The sequence below is a fragment of the Mycolicibacterium sp. 624 genome, assembly GCF_040548615.1.
Lineage (GTDB): Bacteria > Actinomycetota > Actinomycetes > Mycobacteriales > Mycobacteriaceae > Mycobacterium.
Genome location: NZ_JBEPRZ010000001.1, coordinates 140,883 through 156,590, shown reverse-complemented (window position 1 = coordinate 156,590; position 15,708 = coordinate 140,883). Strand labels below are relative to the sequence as shown.

The 15,708-nt window shown below is 62.5% G+C and carries 12 protein-coding genes; 7 read left to right on the top strand and 5 right to left on the bottom strand.

Annotation, left to right across the window (positions count from 1 at the left end; all coding sequences use genetic code 11):
• Positions 1-7: 7 nt before the first annotated feature.
• The 4 genes from ABIA65_RS00690 to ABIA65_RS00675 form a co-directional block, all read right to left on the bottom strand.
• Positions 8-1,411 carry an aldehyde dehydrogenase family protein gene (locus ABIA65_RS00690; RefSeq protein ID WP_354522298.1) on the bottom strand — a complete coding sequence of 468 codons (1,404 nt, stop codon included), beginning with the start codon at positions 1,409-1,411 and terminating at the stop codon, positions 8-10.
• 11 nt (positions 1,412-1,422) lie between these two features.
• On the bottom strand, positions 1,423-2,658 hold the full coding sequence (locus ABIA65_RS00685) for a cytochrome P450 (protein WP_241401584.1): 1,236 nt from the start codon (positions 2,656-2,658) through the stop codon (positions 1,423-1,425).
• Between the two features lie 39 nt (positions 2,659-2,697).
• Entirely contained in the window at positions 2,698-4,296 is a 1,599-nt protein-coding gene (locus ABIA65_RS00680; protein WP_354522297.1) for a GMC family oxidoreductase, read from the bottom strand.
• A gap of 277 nt (positions 4,297-4,573) precedes the next feature.
• Positions 4,574-5,209 carry a TetR/AcrR family transcriptional regulator gene (locus ABIA65_RS00675; protein ID WP_241401582.1) on the bottom strand — a complete coding sequence of 212 codons (636 nt, stop codon included), beginning with the start codon at positions 5,207-5,209 and terminating at the stop codon, positions 4,574-4,576.
• Between the two features lie 313 nt (positions 5,210-5,522).
• On the opposite strand from ABIA65_RS00675, the gene ABIA65_RS00670 reads away from it, so the two are divergent.
• The 7 genes from ABIA65_RS00670 to ABIA65_RS00640 all read left to right on the top strand — a co-directional run bounded on the left by ABIA65_RS00670 (position 5,523) and on the right by ABIA65_RS00640 (position 13,331).
• Complete coding sequence (locus ABIA65_RS00670) at positions 5,523-6,014, top strand: pyridoxamine 5'-phosphate oxidase family protein (protein ID WP_354522296.1); 492 nt, start codon at positions 5,523-5,525, stop codon at positions 6,012-6,014.
• Positions 6,015-6,121: 107 nt separating this feature from the next.
• Entirely contained in the window at positions 6,122-7,627 is a 1,506-nt protein-coding gene (locus tag ABIA65_RS00665; protein WP_354522295.1) for an aldehyde dehydrogenase family protein, read from the top strand.
• A 216-nt stretch (positions 7,628-7,843) separates the two neighbouring features.
• Positions 7,844-9,115 carry an FAS1-like dehydratase domain-containing protein gene (locus tag ABIA65_RS00660; RefSeq protein WP_241401580.1) on the top strand — a complete coding sequence of 424 codons (1,272 nt, stop codon included), beginning with the start codon at positions 7,844-7,846 and terminating at the stop codon, positions 9,113-9,115.
• Complete coding sequence (locus tag ABIA65_RS00655) at positions 9,112-9,909, top strand: enoyl-CoA hydratase/isomerase family protein (RefSeq protein ID WP_241401579.1); 798 nt, start codon at positions 9,112-9,114, stop codon at positions 9,907-9,909. The genes ABIA65_RS00660 and ABIA65_RS00655 overlap by 4 nt, the downstream gene beginning before the upstream one ends.
• 61 nt (positions 9,910-9,970) lie before the next feature.
• Entirely contained in the window at positions 9,971-11,089 is a 1,119-nt protein-coding gene (locus ABIA65_RS00650; protein WP_354522294.1) for an adenylate/guanylate cyclase domain-containing protein, read from the top strand.
• A gap of 164 nt (positions 11,090-11,253) precedes the next feature.
• A complete protein-coding gene (locus ABIA65_RS00645; protein WP_354522293.1) occupies positions 11,254-11,766 on the top strand; it encodes a hypothetical protein in 513 nt (170 codons plus the stop codon).
• A 29-nt stretch (positions 11,767-11,795) separates the two neighbouring features.
• Positions 11,796-13,331, top strand: a complete 1,536-nt coding sequence (locus tag ABIA65_RS00640; protein ID WP_354522292.1) for a class I adenylate-forming enzyme family protein — start codon at positions 11,796-11,798, stop codon at positions 13,329-13,331.
• Positions 13,332-13,712: 381 nt separating this feature from the next.
• Here ABIA65_RS00640 and ABIA65_RS00630 read toward each other — a convergent pair whose 3' ends face one another.
• On the bottom strand, positions 13,713-15,443 hold the full coding sequence (locus ABIA65_RS00630) for a 4Fe-4S binding protein (protein WP_371746884.1): 1,731 nt from the start codon (positions 15,441-15,443) through the stop codon (positions 13,713-13,715).
• Between the last annotated feature and the right edge of the window lie 265 nt (positions 15,444-15,708).

The following is a 15,708-nucleotide window of genomic DNA, read 5'->3' as shown; positions in this document are numbered from 1 at the left end:
CGCCCGGTCATTTGCGCGCTTCCGCGGGGCCGCCGGGCCCATTCGTCACGATGACATGCACATTGACGAATTCGTGTATGCCGTAATGAGATAGCTCTCTGCCATAGCCTGAGTCCTTGAGGCCGCCGAACGGCAGTCGAGGGTCTGAAGCCGTCATCCCGTTGATGGCGGTATGGCCAGCGGTGAGCCTGACCGCAAGGTCGCGTCCTCGGTCCAGATCCGCAGTCCAGATATTGCTGCCGAGTCCGAACGGGGTGGCATTCGCGAGGCGGATGGCCTCCTCCGCGTCGCGGGCGTGTATCAGTGGTACGGCGGGCCCGAACGTTTCCTCATCCACGACTGGCATATCGCTGGTGACCTGATCGAGCACCGTCGGCGGATAGTAGTACCCGGCCAGGTCGGGTACCAGGCCACCGGCCAGGACCCTGGCGCCCTTGTCGACGGAAAGCTCGACCTGGCGGGCCAGACCGTCACGCAGGTCTTCGCGTGCCATCGGGCCGATAGTGGTGCTTTCCGCGAGCGGGTCTCCGAGGACCATGAGTGACACCTCGGCGAGAAATCGGTCGGTGAAGGAGTCGGCGATCGCTTCGACTGCAATGATGCGTTTTGTCGCGATGCAGGACTGGCCGGCGTTCTGGAATCGGCTGCGGGCGGCCCACTTCGCCGCGGCATCGATATCGGCATCTGCCAGAACGATGAACGGGTCGCTTCCGCCCAGTTCGAGAACTGCCTTCTTGAGATGACGCCCGGCGATCGCCGCCACGGAACGACCCGCACCGGTCGAGCCCGTCAGCGTGACAGCGGAAATCCGAGCGTCACCGATTATCCGCTCGCAGACATCCGGGGTTCGCTCAGGTCCAACGACGACCACCGAGAAAATGCCATCGGCGAGGTTCGCGGCCGCCAGCTCGGCGAGTCGCAGTGCGCAACCGGTCGTCGAGGGGGCGTGTTTGAGCACGACGACGTTTCCTGCGACCACTGCCGGGGCCAGCGCCCGGATCACCTGCCAGAAGGGATAGTTCCACGGCATGATCGCGAACAGAACCCCGAGAGGTTCGAACACGATCCGGGTGTCGATGGCTTCGGTTTCGGCACGGTCGGTCGTGAGGAATTCCGCGCCGTGATCAGCAAACCATTCGCACGTCACCGCGCATTTGTCGATCTCGGCCAAGCTTTCACGCAGCGGCTTGCCCATTTCGAGCGTTGCCAATCGGGCAAGTGCGTCTCGCTGATCACGCAACGCCGCGGCCAGCCGCCTCAGCGCGGCCGCCCGCTCTTCGTGCGGAGCGTTCCGCCAGACGTCGGCCGCCGCGCTCGCTCGCGCCAGGATCGCCTCGACGTCGCGTTCCGGCGTCTCATCGTAGGTTTGCAACACCGCGCCAGTGGCCGGGTTGTACGTTGTGAGTGTCAATCCAGCTCCACCTATTCGCAGACGACGCGAATCTCGTCCGGAATCCGCATCGCCGCGCCCTTGAGGCTTGGCGCAGGATAATCGGGATCCAATCGGACATTCGGCAGATCGTCCAGCATGGCGTTGAGCGCCCGCGTCATCTCGAGACGGGCCAGTGTTTGGCCGAGGCAGTTGTGGGCGCCGTGGGCAAATCCGAAATGGCGGTGCTTGGGCCGGAAGATGTCGAACTTCTCCGGGTGGTCGAACACCGTTTCATCGTGATTGGCGCTGCCGTACACCATGTTGAGGAAGGCGCCTTCCGGGACCGCAACACCGGCAATCTCTGTGTCTGCCATGGTGAGTCGGACCGAACACAGCACGGGTCCATCCCAGCGCAGCGCCTCCTCGACGGCGGCCGGGATCAGCGAGCGATCTGCCCGGACGGCGTCGAGTTGTTCGGGGTTGGTGAGTAGGCCTGTGAGCAACGCCGTCGTCGTCCGGAATGTTGTATCCCCGCCGGCGTTGATCAGCTGGCGCAGGAAGGAGATGACCACCTCGTCCGGTAGGGGGGCACCGTCGAGCTCCACAGTGGCGAGCAGGCTGACCACATCGTTGCCTGGATTGGCCTTGCGTTCGTCGATCATGTTCCGGAAGTAGCGCCCGAGTTTTCCGGCCGCTTCGATGGCGTTATCCATCGTCGGGTGGTGGATGATCTGAGCGACCGTGAGCTTGTAGAAGGTCTCGATATCGTCCGGCGGTAGGTCGAGCATCCGATAGATCACATTGAAGGGGTAGGGGCGGGCGAAGTCCTCGACCAGCTCGGCTTTGCCGCTGGCCCGCAGAGGTGTGACCAACTCATCGACCACCGGGGACACGATCCGAGAGCCCCATTCCTGGATGACGACGGGGTTGAAGGCCTTCTGCAGCAGCTTCTTGAACGGCGAATGCTCGGGGGGATCCATCACGCTGACCGTTTGGCCGAAACTCAGTCCGAGGGTCGAATCGAAAGCCTTGTTCGAGAACGTGATCGGGTCATTGAGGACCTGGCTGACCGCGTCGAACGACAGCACGCTCCAACGGTCCGCCCAGGGGGCCGGCCACCTCGGGATACCGAATTCCTCCCAGAAGTCGGTATGCAGTACCGGCCCCTCAGCACGCATCTCCTTCAGCCGAGGGTACGGATTCGGATGATCGCCGAACACCGCTTTGTCGGCGATGTGCGGATCGAAAGTCTCGTCAGCGAGATCCTCGATTTTGGTTACCGGCATGTGCGCTTCCTCGTTTCAGTGAAGATTAGGATCATCGGCTCAAACTCCGTCGCGGATCACGTCGGCCGCGTGCCACGCCATCGCCATCATCGGCGCGTTCAGGTTGCCTGCCACCATCACCGGAAGCACCGAGCAGTCCATAACCCGCAATCCGGATACTCCCCGCACGCGAAGTGAGGAGTCGACTACAGCGGTGTCCTCCAAACCCATCCCCGATGTCCCGATGGCGTGGTATCCGCAGTATCCGTGCGCTAGGGCGTTGTCGATGATGTCCTGATCGTCAGTCACGTCGGATCCGGGAACCGTCTCGTGCGCAATGTATTCGGAGATCGGGCCGTTCTCGAACATGTGTCGCATCTTCGCGAAGACGGCCAATCCGGTGCTTCGGTCCTCCGCCGAACCGTAATAGTTCGTCTCGATGTCGAGTGGCGCGTCGGGGTTGGCCGAGGTGATGTGGCAATGGCCTTCGCTGGTGGGGCGTGAGACGAAACCTATTGCCTGAAGCCCCGGTTCCCGCTCGAGTTCCGGATTCTGACCCGGCCTCATGGAGGCAACCGAGAAGGGCGCCAGTAATACCTGACCGTCGACTCGATCGGTCGCCTCGCCGGATTTCAGGAATCCGATGACGTCGTAGGACGGTGACGCCAGTGGCCCCCGGTGCGTGGCCAGGTACTTCACCGCCGCAACACCCTGACCGAGCGAGCTGCTCAGCGTCTTGTTCAGCCCGAGGTCTTGCTTCAGTCGGTAGTTCAGTACGAAACACCGATGCTCTCGCATTCGGCCACCGACACTCGCCTGGTCGACAAGGACATCAACTCCGGCGGCGCGGAGCACTTCCGCTGGCCCGATTCCGGACAGTTGCAGCAGTCGCGGCGTCTGCATGCTGCCGAGACACAGAACTACGTCCTTCGTGGCCCGGAAATCCACGAGCTGACCGCCCTGTCGGCTCCGCACACCTACTGCGCGGTCTCCGTCGAAGAGGAGTTTCACCGCGTGCGATTTTGTCATGATCGTGAGATTTGGACGTCGGCGTGCGGGGTTCAGGAACGCGTGGGCGGCGCTGACACGACGACCGTTGGCGATATTGGCCATCGTGTAGCCGATTCGTTCATCGTCTGTCTCGTTGACGTCCTCGGCACGCTGCATTCCGACAGTCTTGCCGGAATCGATCATCACCTCACACAGCGGATCGGCATCCTCGACGCGCGAGATGGTGAGCGGTCCGTTGACGCCTCGTGTGGTGGATGCTCCGAGGATATTGTTCTCGATCGCCTTGTACGCGGGGACGATTTCATCCCAGCCCCAGTTGCTGCCACCGACTCGCGCAAGGTCGTCCCAGTCGCCGCGTTGCCCGCGGTTGTAGACCAGTCCATTGATCGCGCTGGAACCGCCGAGTGTCTTGCCCCTGGCCCAGGCTTCAACTCGGTTGGTTGGGCCGAAAGCTCGCGTCGGGAATGACCAGGTGTAGTTGGAGTCGCCGAGCAGCTTTCCAAAGCCCTTCGGCACACGGATAAGTGGGCTCTTGTCTTTGCCGCCGGCCTCGAGGAGGAGTACGCGTATCGCCGGATCCTCTGATAGGCGAGCGGCAAGTACGGAACCCGCAGATCCCGCTCCGACGATGATGTAATCGAAGGTCATTCCGCCCCTGAAAGTCCGATGTGTTTCGTGAACCCGCCCGAGTGCCGGGACAGGCGATGCGGCCATCCCGGCTGGAGCTTGGGCTAGCCGATAGCGAGACTAGGGCGCGAGCAGTTTCAGGCCAACCTCTAGTTCCGACAATTGGAACGGACCGCGTGCGCAGGTGACGATACATCGGCGAGTTGCCGAAAAGGTCCTGATACGTGGCAGCAGAGTCGATTTCGGACGCGCAAATCAGCACTAGGGGAGCTGCTGACGAGTTCAAGCCCTCGGCGGTTCAATCCTCGGTTGGATCGAGCGACACCACGTTCTCGGCTTGTCTGTGCAGGCTGGGCACCATGAACTGATTCAGCAACGATTCGACTTTGGTGGAATTATCGAGGCCACGTTCACTGCCATGGGTCATGATTGCCAACCCGACGAGCGTGATCCATGCCATGAGCTCATCGTCGGCCAAATCCGTGCGTAGTTCGCCACTTTCGCGTGCACGACGAAAGAGGGGGTACCACAGAGCTTCCTGAGCTTCTCGAACCGCAGGCATGGAAGCCAGCGCGGTGGCCAATTTGTCCGATGTCGGCCGAAGAAGCAGGGCGAGGTACGTGTCACGTAGTGCGCCGTCGACGCACAGGACCATGGCCTCCACAATCGGCTGTACGCCGCCGGGCCGACCTTCTAGCTTCTCGCTGATCTCCGCCAGCCACTCCCGGGCATGCCTGAGCACGACCTCGGCGATGAGCGACACCTTGTCAGGAAAGTAGAAGTAGACCGTCTGTCGCGACACGCCCGCCTGCTGAGCGACTTTCTCCATGCTCGCGCGGTTGATTCCCCGCGCGTCAAAGGACGCGACCGCCGCCCGATAGATGCGTTCGCGCTGGCTTTCCTGGCCGTTCGGCTCTTCTGGTTCTGAGACCACGTGATTCTTGCTTCCGGGTAGGCGTGCCATAGCTTTATCGAACTCTGACCGATGACCAGCAACCCACCATCTGGCATCTCGCAACCGAACGTGGATCAGAGGTTACATGTCTAAGCAGGCTAACCGTAATGAGTCTGCCTCCGACATGTTGGGGGTTGTTCCGTGTGATTGAACGGTCCGTTGAGGTTGTCGTGGCAAGGATCCTAATGTCGCCGTAGCGGGGGGTCTGGCGCTCTGCGCGGGCATGAGTGGGTGAGGATCGCGCACGCGCTCATGCCCTGGCCGGCATCAACAGCTATGTAAGGGAGTTGGGATGGGGATCCGCCTGTCGGAAACCGAGGTGTGGACGGAAATCGAGGCGGCCCACACCGGTATCTACACCACGCTGCGATCGGATGGTTCGCCGGTATCGCTGCCGATCTGGTTCGTCGTCGTAGAGCAGAGGATCTACGTGCAGACTCCTGGTCGGTCCAAGAAGGTGTCGCGGATCAGGCGAGACCCCCGAGGCTCCTTTCTCGTCGAAAGGGGTGAGCAGTGGTCAGAGCTCTGCGCTGTGATGGTGCCGGTAGCGACCAGTGAAGTGGCTGACGGAGACGAGTTCGACAGCGCAGCAGCCGCGTTCGATGACAAGTATCGCTCCTTCCGGCCTTCGAGTAAGGCGACCTCCCAAGCGACGAAGAATGCCTATTCCAGCATGGCGCTCCTGCGGTTGCAGCCCGCTGGATCGCCGCTGAGCTGGGACAACTCGCGCATCCGGTTGAACTCGCCGCCCGCCGAAGTCGACGTGAACTCCATCGCTGGGTGACGGTATGTCGCGGTGCGCATTTCTCGACCTCGACTTGTTGCGATGCCATTGAGAGGCGATCCGCAGAGTCGAATCATCCGCCGTTGGATCATTGGAAGGACCAATTTGTGACGAATACAGCAGTGGTGAGCCGTGAACCGATACCCGTCCACCTGCGAATCGGCACGGCGCGCCTGACATCCGGAAGTGGTGGACGGCATGAACGCATCAGCCCGATCACCGGCAAGGTCGACGGCATCATCCCGCTGGCGGGCGCCGAGGAGATCGACCGCGCCGTGCAGGCCGCTCATCAGGCATTCCAAACATGGCGTCGCACTCCACCATCCGAACGGCGCCGATTGTTGCTGCGGCTAGCGGATTTGTTCGATGAGAACGACTCCGAGCTCAACCGGTTGCTGACCGTCGATATGGGCGGTGCGTACGCTCCTGGTACCGGTGAGCAGAGCATGGCGAGCAACTACACGCGCTACTACGCGGGTTGGGCAGATAAGTACACGAGTGATGTGGTTGCGTCCTGGCTCCCGAACCGCGAGTTCGGGCTGACGCTCGCACAGCCCTATGGCGTTATCGGCGCAATCGTGACATGGAACGGAACGCTCGGTTCAATCGCGATGAAGGTGCCAGCCGTGCTGGCAGCGGGCAACACGGTCGTGGTGAAGCCGTCTGAACTAACACCGTACGCCGGTGAGTATATTGCCGATCTCTTCGAGCAAGCCGGATTTCCCCCTGGAGTCTTCAACATCCTGCCCGGAAACGCCGCTGCCGGAGAGGCGCTCGTTCGGCATCCGTTGGTCCGCAAGATCACGTTCACCGGTGGTCCGGCGACGGCGACCCGCGTACTGCAGGCAGCAGCGGAATCGATCAAACCGGTCGTCGTGGAGCTGGGCGGTAAGTCGGCCAACATTGTCTTCGACGATGCCGACCTGGACGCCACCTGCATGCATGCGGGGATGCTGTCGATGGGGTTCTTCGCCGGTCAGGGGTGCTCCTTCCCCACCCGGATGTTGGTGCAGAGAGGGATTTACGACGAGGTGATCGATCGAATGGCCGATACCGCGCGTTCGATCACCGTCGGCGATCCTTTCCTGCCCGGAGTCATTGCCGGTCCGGTTATCAGCCAAGGTGCGGTAGATCGGATCATGGGACTGATTGAACGGGCTCCGGCCGAAGGTGCGCGGCTAATCGCCGGCGGCAAACAGCCCGAGCTCCCCGGTGATTTGGCGGGCGGCTACTACATCGAGCCCACAGTGTTCGCGGATGTTTCTCCTTCTTCGGAGCTCGCCCAGAAGGAGGTGTTCGGCCCAGTGCTGGCGATCACTCCCTTCGCTGACGAAGACGAGGCGATCGGCATTGCGAATAGCACCCCGTACGGACTCGCGGGCTACGTCAGAACTCGCGATATTGCGCGCGCCATCCGGGTCGCTGAACAACTCGAGGCCGGCGACGTCCATGTCAACGGCGCGGGCAACCTCGGCGTCAACCGTCCGTTCGGAGGCTGGGGGATGAGCGGAATCGGCAAAGAAGGCGGCAGACAGGGCCTCGAGGAGTTCCTGAGAATCAAGGGCGTTGGAATCGGATTGGGCGAGGGGCCGGTCATCTCATTCGGAGGTTAGGCCGCCTTTCGCCGTGATTCATGTAGCGGGTTGGTCGCTCATGAAATGAGCTCTGTGAAATAGAGCCATCGGCCCGTTCCGATGCTCTGAACTCGGCGTTGGAACGGCAGCAGTTGGCGCAATACGCTCACGTTGATCACCAAACTTGCTGATGTACCGGTGTATTCGACGCCGGTGGCGAACAGTCGACGCATTGCAGATGAGAGAGGGCGCGATATGACGCAGACCCAGTCCGAAGAGTTCGAGAAGGCGACGATCGCCACTATCGACGACGCCGACATCGAGAAGGACCGCCTAGCGCTCGGGCACGATAGCGCGATGGGCACCCAGGAGCTGTTGGGTACCGCAACTGCTGAGGCGATCCGCAATTTCGCGCATGGCTACGGAGATGACAACCCGCTGTACTGCGATCCCGTACATGGCGCGAGTAGCCGGTGGGGTGCGCAGATCGCTCCGCAGATCATGGCCGCTGTTCTGAACTCGCCGCTCCTGGGTGACAAAGTGCCGAGGGAGTTGCGCGGCGGTAGCTATCGCGGTATCCACGCGTTCGTGTCTGGAGCGACATGGGACTGGTTCCGCCCCGTCTATGCCGGTGACACGTTGTATAGCTTCACGGCGCTCGAATCGGTCACGGAGAAGCCTTCCGAGTTCGCAGGACGATCGGTCATCAAGGTCGACCGTGAGGTGAAGATCAACCAACGGGCCGAAGTGGTCGGTGTATACCGGCGTCTGATGATTTTGACTGAACGCAAGAAGGCGCGGGAAAAGGGGAAGTACAGCGAGATTCCTGCACCGTCCTACTCCGACGAGGACATCGCGGCCATGGACGCGATATACGCGGATGAGAAGGTCAGAGGCCGGGAGCCGCGCTACTGGGAGGACGTCTGCGAGGGCGATGAGTTTGGACCTATGGCCAAGGGACCGCTGACGACCACCGACATGGTCGTCTTTCATGCCGGCGGCTACGGATTCGTACCGTACGGATTGAAGACCGGAAGGCTGGCCTATCAGAACCGTCAGCGAATCGCACCGTTCTACATCAAGAACTCCTTCGGAGTGCCGGATGTCGCGCAGCGGGTGCATTGGGACAGTGAATGGGCCCAGGCTATCGGAAACCCGAGGGCGTACGACTACGGAGTGCTCCGCGAGTGCTGGATGCATCACCTGCTCACAGATTGGATGGGGGACAGTGCCTGGATTGTGCGTCAGCACGATGAGGTGCGGAAGTTCAACTACCAAGGCGATTTTCAGATTCTCCGCGGCAAGGTGATCCGTAAGCGGCACGAAGGCGACAGCTCCCTCGTCGATGTCGAGTTCGCCGCCACGAATCAACGGGGCGAGGAGACCGCACGTGGCGAGGCCACAATCAGCCTCCCGAGTCGTGAGCACGGAGCGGCGGCACTCCCCGAAGTACCTGTCGAACTTCAACGTCGTGCAGTTGCGATGATGGAGCGTCATGGCGAGTTGTTGCGGGAGTCGCGGCCGTGAGTGACGGCATCGCGATTCGCTCCGAACAGCGCGGGTCAGTGCTTGTGTTGACCCTTGCTCGGGGGGCGAAGGCAAACACTTTGACCGTCGCGGATATGTCCTGGATTGCAGATGCCATGGCGGCCGCCGTTACGAACGACGCGGTCAGGGCGGTCCTCATCCGTGCCGAAGGTACGCACTTCTGCGGTGGTGCGGACCTGTTCTCGGTCAATGCAGCCGAAGAGCGGCCCAGGACCGGGGCCACCATGCGTATGCTCAATTCGGCGGCACACCGAATGGTGCAGGCGATCTGGGACTGCTCGTTGCCGACTGTCGCAGCGGTCCAGGGTCGGGCGGCCGGGGTAGGGCTCCACCTGGCATTGGCTACTGATTTCGTCATCGCTGGCGAATCGGCGAGCTTCCAGGAGCCCTTCCGAGAACGGGGCTTCACCGCTGACAGTGGTGCGACATTCCTTTTGCCGAGGTTGATCGGACTCGCGAGAGCAAAACAGCTGTTGTTGCTCGGCCGCGCTGTCAAGGCAGCGGAGGCGTTGGAGTGGGGATTGGTTACGGAGACCCACGGCGACCTCGAACTGCAAACCGCGTCCTATGCCCTCGCCGAAGAACTTGCTGCAGGACCGACATTCTCCCTTGAACTTACGAAGTCGATGCTGAACAAGCACGTCACCTCGGATCTTGCGACGTCAATGTCCGAGGAGGCGGCTCTTGTTCAACTATCTCTGCACGGCCAGGACTTCAAGGAAGGTATAAAGGCGTTTCGTGAGCGGCGTCCTGCTCAGTTCACCGGGCGTTGATGGCCATCGGTGCAGGATGTTTGAGCACTGAGTCGGAGGCCGTAAACCGCCGGAGCGAAGGGTGCTGATCGTGGTACCAGATCTGGGAGCTAACGAGGCGCAGCGGGATCGTGATGAGCTTGTGGCGTGGTTGGTCGACCGCGAGTTCACCGAGGAACAGATTCGCGCGTCTTCGGCACCGATGCTCCTTCCCACATATCGGATCATGGGCGACGATGGCGAATACGTATCAACGCGCGAGATTGCCGAGTCGATGAATATCGATGTGAGTGTGCTTGAGCGCCTTCAACGCGCCGTCGGATTACCACGCGTGGATGACCCGGACGCGACCGTCTTCTCCAAGGTTGACGCGGAGGCGGCGGCGCGCACGAGGTACTTCCTCGACGCCGGTCTCGACGTGGAAGAGGCCGTTGCAGCCATTAGAGTCCTGACGGATAGTCTGCGGCGCTTCGCGTCGATGATGCGCGACACGTCATACAGGATGTTCTTCGCCCCGGGAGCGACTGAAGTCGAGTTGGCGGAGGTAATCGAGGCGCGTGCGAAGGAATCAATACCGCCGGTGCTACTGGTAGTTGAAGGCCTGCTGCTGCTGGAGTTCCGCCGTATGTACGAATCGGAAGGTATCGATGCCGCTGAGAGGACCGCGGGTCAACTTCCGGGGGCGCGCCAGGTAGCTGTGGCCTTCGCCGACCTCGCCGGATTCACCCGGCTGGGAGAGGCGCTTCCACCTGAGGATTTGGCCCGCCTCGCGGCTCGACTCGCGGACCTGACGTACGAAATCGTCGATGAACCAGTGCGATTCGTTAAGACCATCGGCGACGCGGTGATGCTCGTATCCCACGAAGCGGCGCCGTTGATCAACGCCATGCTGGATCTCATCGACTCTGCAGCGGCAGCCGGGCTGCCTCGGTTGCGAGTGGGTGTGGCGGCGGGCCCCGCCGTGAGCCGCGCAGGGGACTGGTTCGGGAGTCCTGTGAACATTGCCAACCGGGTGACCGGAGTTGCCCCTCCAGGCGGCGTCCTGGTGACTGAATCTGCCCGCGACGCAGTTGGCTGCGAGGAATCGCTCGCATGGTCTTCGGCGGGCATGAGACACCTGAAAGGGGTGCCGGTAGAGATGAATCTGTTTCTCGCGCACCGCCGGGGCTCACGCGGGGCGGCACCGGGGGTCGGTCGATGACGGCACCTTCGGTCCTGGCGAGAAGGGGCCCACGGTCCAACGACCGAACCAATCGGGCTCGTCACGCGGCAGTAGGGCCGCGACGCGCCGCCGAACTGCGAGCGATGGTGAGTCTGCTGCGACGCCGCGCCGAAAGCGTCGCTCGCAAGCCGGCATTTGTTCTCATGCCAGTCCTGACATTCGTTGCCGGCGCAGGGGTGGCGGGTGCGCTGTCCTTCGACCACCCGTCGGGTGACTTGTGGCTCCAACGGTCCGGCCCGGAGCACCAGCGAGGAGTCGAGGTTGTCCTCGGCGACATTCCCGGTGCCAACCCGATCCCGGCTCTGCAACCGCCGCGGGTCGCCGTCGCCGAGGTTCCCGACGGTCAACCGGCGGTGCCGACCGATATGGGTTCGACGGCGCAGGAAGTGGTCGCTCCCGACTTGGCGCAGTTGGTTCAGGGCTTATCGCCGCCCGATCAAATCGACCAGGACCTACAGCAGGCATTGGCCGACCTCGACGAGAAGGCGGATCGCGATGAGGCGATCCGGCAGCAGAAGGCGCTCGAACAGTCGTCGCCTGCCGAAGGTGCCGGACCGTCCTCGACCGAGTTCCCGGTCGAGCACCGTCCCACCGCGGTGATGCCGACGCTTCCAGGCCCGGAGCAAATACCACCCGGTCCGACGCCACAGCCGTGATCGACGATCAACACTCAAGGACGCACACGATGATGAGCCTTCGCGGAGCAATAGCGCGGTTGTGGGATATCGACGAGTCCGCACCCATGCTGCAGAGCGATGGGCAGTGGTTGCCATGGGGTTATGTCAAATCGCTGAGCGAGCGCATCGACACCGAATTGACCATCGCCGGGTGCGCAGCGGGTGGTCGGGTTGCCGTGGTACTGGCGAACCGCACCGAGTCCGTGGCTGCTCTCATCGCGATCATCAGGGGTTCGCGAACCCTGGTCACTCTGAGCCCGCTGCAGCCGCCTCATCGCCTCGCTGCGGATCTCGAAGCCACTGCGGTCGACTACGTTCTGGCCGGCGAAGAAGACTGGTGCAGCACGGAATTCGCGGCTGCCGTGTCGAAATTGGGCGCGACGGGGTGGAGCGTTGACGGTGATGCGGTGACGATGGCCGCGCAAGGCGCGAGGCGACACGCCGCGAGCGCCGAGAGCGCCGAGAGCGGCGACGATCTCGGCGAAGTCGTTATCGAGATGCTGACCAGCGGAAGTACCGGGCCGCCCAAGAGAATTCCGCTGTCACGCGCACAGTTGGAGGCATCGCTCTGTGCTGCGCTGCAGCACAACAACCGGTCAGACGGTTCCGCGCAGGCGCCGTTCGCGGGATCGGCGGCGATTCTGACATGGCCCCTCGTCCACATCAGCGGTATGTGGGGCCTCCTGCAAGCGCTGGTGTCTGCCCGGCGTCTTGTTCTGTTCAAGCGGTTCAACCTTGCCGACTGGCACGCCGCGGTGAAGAATCACCGACCCGGGTTGGTCGGCCTCCCTCCGGCGGCGATTCAGGTTGTGCTCGACTCCGGTATCCCGCCCGATGACCTAGCCAGCATCCGCGCGATCAACTGCGGAGCCAGCCCGATCGAACCAACGCTTGTCGATGCCTTCCGGGAGCGGTTCGGAATTCCGATCCTGGTCGTCTACGGCGCGACCGAGTTCTCCGGCGCCGTGGCGGGGTGGACGCTGAACGACTTCCGGGAACGGTGGTTGGAGAAGAAGGGGAGCGTGGGGCGAGCGTTTCCCGGTGTGCGCCTGCGAGTCGTTGACGCCGCAGGCGAGTTGCCTCCCGCCGGCGAAACCGGCCTTTTGCAGGTGGCCTCACCACAGTCCGGTGCACCGTCAGATGAGTGGATCACCACGAGCGACCTGGCTCATATCGACGAAGACGGATTCCTCTACATCGACGGTCGCGCCGATGGCGTGATCATCCGCGGCGGATTCAAGATCTCGCCGGACACAGTCGTCCGTTCGCTACGAAGTCATCCGGCGGTCAGTGATGCTGCGGTCGCAGGACTGCCCGATGACAGGCTTGGCCAGATTCCCGTTGGTGCAGTCGAACTGCGTGCTCGTACGTCGGTCGCAGCCGAGGAACTGCGGGAGTTCTGCCGGAAAACACTCACGCCGTACGAGGTCCCCGCGCGGGTCTACATCGTCGATGAACTGCCGCGCGGTGCGTCGATGAAGATCGACCATCGACGGCTCGTCGCCATGCTGACGGACTTGACGAGCGGATCCGACGAATCCTGAGGACCGACCGTCGACGCGGCAGGCTCGACGCGGGCAGGATGGGGCTCATGCAGGGCAAGCCCTTCAAGACCAAGGGCATGATGAGATCGCCTACGGGGATCCGTTATTCGACAATGTTCCTCTGCCACCCGACCGGCTGCTCGGCGAGACCCGAGAATCACACCGGCGGCGACGGGTGCGACAGTGCACGGGCTATTGGCGACGATGGAGGTCGTCAGAATCAACCTGCAGAACAAGGTCTTTCATACGGTAGCGACGGTGGCATCGCGGTCGATTTCGGAGTTCACGGTGCTGCGGTTGGAGATGCGGTCGAAAGTGCCAGCAAGGGTGTAGTACCGCAGCCGTCGATCGGGACCTATGGGTCTCGCAGGTCGCTGTATGTCAGTGTGAAGCCCATGAGCGCACAGTTGTCCGAAGCGTGCTGGCGAAACCGCGGCCGTTTCTCGGGACCTCCTTCTCTTGACGAAACGCTTTGTCGCCCGCCACGAGGTCCAGCATTGTGTCTCTGCGGACGATCTTGAGGCGTGGTCGACCGTTGGCCGCTCCTTGTTCTCGTTCAGCCGCGTCGATGGCGCGCCATCCCTGCCAGTCGACATGTAAGACGTTGCGCTGCTCCAGTAGTTGTCTGATCCCTTCGCGACGTTGGACCGTTCTGGACAGTCGATTCGCGCCGAAGTCACTCCATACCGCTCTCACGGTTTCATGCGCGCACGTCCGATTGGTTCCGATGACGCCACTGGGCCCACGCTTGATCCAGCCCGTCACGTAGGCCCCGGTCACGAGTTCACTTTGGTCGTCCAGGACGCGGCCGTTGTCATTGGGGATGCGTCCCGCCACATGATCGAACGGTACGTCTACGACCGGCGTACCGAAGTATCCGATAGACGAGATGACCAGGCCGGTCTTGATTGTCTCGAACTGGCTGTCGTCACCGGAAGCGAGCGCGCCGGTTTCGGCGAAGGTGTTAGGCACCACATGGAGCGCTTCGACGCGGTCGTCGCCGACGATTTCGACCGGCGATGTCATGAAGCGGAACACGATTCGCTTGTTGCCCGCCGTCGAGGGACGCTCGGCATATTCTCGCGCGATTTGAAGCTTGAGCGTGGTCTCGGTGTCATCGCCGGGCTGAGATTTCAGGTCGGCGGTGCCATCGAGTATGACGTCGATGCCGGGCAGGTGCCCCAAGGCAAGGAACTCTGCCGCCGAGAAGGCGCCATGCCGCAGTCCGCGGCGTCCGAGGAGGACCACCTCCTCGATGGTGCTGCCTGCGAGGACTTCCAAGGAGTGTTCGGCGATGTCTGTTGCGCGAAGCGCCTCCGGTCCTGTGAGCAGCACGCGTGCAATGTCGATCGCGACATTGCCGTTGCCGACGATCACGGCGCGTTGGCCGGAAAGATCGAAGGCGGCGTCAGCATGATCGGGGTGGCCGTTGTACCAGGCGACGAAGTCAGCCCCACCAACGCTGCCCGGGAGGTCCTCGCCGCGGATGCCCAGTTTGCGGCTTCGCGAGGCGCCGACGCCGTAGATTACGGCGTGGTAATGCGCGACGAGCTCGTCGTGCGTGATGTCCTTCCCGACCTCCACATTGAAGTGGCATCGCAGGCGGGGGTCGGCCAGCGAGGAGGCGAACAATTCAGTGATCGACTTCGTGTGTAAGTGGTCGGGTGCGACTCCGGCGCGGATGAGGCCGAACGGTGTCGGCAGACGTTCGAAGACGTCGACTTCCGCCCCATCGATATCGAGCAGTTCGGCGACGGCGTAGCACGCCGCGGGGCCTGTTCCGACGACGGCGACCCTCAACGACCCCGCTTCGACGCTCTTGCGGTCCCGCGGGATAGGGTTCGGTCTGTCATCGAGCGGATGCTTCTGGAAATACTCGGCGTTGATGTCGAGGTAACGCTGTTGTTGAGGCGGAAGGTCGGCGTCAAGGTAGATGGCGTCCACTGGGCACGCCCCCTCGCAAGCTCCGCACTCGACGCAACTACCCGGATCGATGTAGAGCATTTGCAGCCCGGACTCGTCGACATCTATGCCGGGACGGATGCAGTCGACCGGACAGGCCGAGATGCAGCTGGCGTCCTTGCAGCAGTTCTGCGTGATCACGTACGTCATCAGCGGGAAGATCCTTCAACAGTTTTTGGTCACGGCATGCGGCTATGGCCAGGGCGTGGCGTACGAGTTCGTTCTATCGCGTCGCCGTCAGGTGGCAGTGTGCAATCTGCAGGTGTGTGCTGTCGGGTTTGCGTTCTGTTGGGCTGAACAGGTGTGCTTGGGCATCCCGCGGCCGTAGATCGGGCCAGTGGTGTGCGCGGCGTCGGTAGTGGGACTGTCTGGCGCCGCGTTCGCTGCGGCGTCACGCAGGGCCGTTTGCTGCGCG

Excerpts from the sequence above, each read along its gene's own strand:
- ABIA65_RS00685 (WP_241401584.1), bottom strand. The coding sequence starts at position 2,658 with ATGCCGGTAACCAAAATCGAGGATCTCGCTGACGAGACTTTCGATCCG.
- ABIA65_RS00680 (WP_354522297.1), bottom strand. The coding sequence starts at position 4,296 with ATGACCTTCGATTACATCATCGTCGGAGCGGGATCTGCGGGTTCCGTA.
- ABIA65_RS00670 (WP_354522296.1), top strand. The coding sequence starts at position 5,523 with ATGGGGATCCGCCTGTCGGAAACCGAGGTGTGGACGGAAATCGAGGCG.
- ABIA65_RS00660 (WP_241401580.1), top strand. The coding sequence starts at position 7,844 with ATGACGCAGACCCAGTCCGAAGAGTTCGAGAAGGCGACGATCGCCACT.
- ABIA65_RS00645 (WP_354522293.1), top strand. The coding sequence starts at position 11,254 with ATGCCAGTCCTGACATTCGTTGCCGGCGCAGGGGTGGCGGGTGCGCTG.
- ABIA65_RS00640 (WP_354522292.1), top strand. The coding sequence starts at position 11,796 with ATGATGAGCCTTCGCGGAGCAATAGCGCGGTTGTGGGATATCGACGAG.
- ABIA65_RS00630 (WP_371746884.1), bottom strand. The coding sequence starts at position 15,443 with ATGACGTACGTGATCACGCAGAACTGCTGCAAGGACGCCAGCTGCATC.